Raw genomic sequence first — 882 nt, 5'->3', positions numbered from 1 at the left:
CACGGTGGAGTGGGGGGCCCCCCCCCAGCCCGGGGGGCGGCGCCCCCCACCCACATCACGTTCCGCCCGGTGCGCCGGGTCCGCGCCTCAGCGGCGGGTCGGGCCCTTCGGCATCCGCGTGCCGCGGGGCATCGGCCCCTTGGGCAGCGGCAGGTTGTTCATCAGGTCGCCCATGGCCCGCAGCCGGTCGTTGGTCTCCGTGACCTGGGGGCCCTGAAGCACCCGGGGGAACTTCAGCAGCTTCGTGCGGAGCTTCTTCAGCTCCGTCCGGCCCTCGCCGGTGCCCACGATCACGTCATGGACCGGGACGCCGCTGACGATGCGGGCCATGCGCTTCCTCTCGGAGGCGATCAGGGGGCGGACCCGGTTCGGGTGCCCCTCGCCGACGAGCACGATGCCGGCCTTGCCCACGGCCCGGTGGACGACATCCTGCTGCCGGTTCATGGCGACGGCCGGGGTGACCGTCCAGCCGCGGCCGATGTTGTCCAGGACGGCGGCCGCCGCGCCGGGCTGGCCCTCCATCTGGCCGAACGCGGCCCGCTCGGCCCGGCGGCCGAAGACGATCGCCATCGCGAGGAAGGCCAGCAGGAAGCCCAGGATGCCCAGGTAGACGGGGTGGCCGACCCAGAAGCCGATCGCGAGGAGAACACCGAAGGTGACGAGCCCCACGCCCGCGAGGACGAAGCCGATCGCCTTGTCGGCACGCCGCGTCATCTTGTACGTCAGGGCGATCTGCTTGAGCCGCCCCGGATTCTCGGATGTTTCCTTCCTCGCCATACAGCGAAGTCTACGTCGCCCGCCCGCACCGGGTCGCCGCGGCCTCCGGGACCGCCGCGGCCACCCCCGCGCACCCGGCGGCGGTCCGCCACCGCGGCCGGGCGG

At 73.8% G+C, this 882-nt stretch carries 1 protein-coding gene; it reads right to left on the bottom strand.

What is annotated here, in order from left to right; genetic code table 11:
• Positions 1–87: 87 nt before the first annotated feature.
• Positions 88–777 (bottom strand): DUF4191 domain-containing protein, encoded by a 690-nt coding sequence (locus tag AC2CJA_RS26915; protein WP_484605247.1) that lies wholly within the window; start codon positions 775–777, stop codon positions 88–90.
• Positions 778–882: the final 105 nt, after the last annotated feature.

The sequence above is a fragment of the Streptomyces sp. ATLC9 genome, assembly GCF_057196705.1.
The sequence above is the reverse complement of the archived record's forward strand: the minus strand, read 5'-3'. Positions and strand labels throughout refer to the sequence as shown.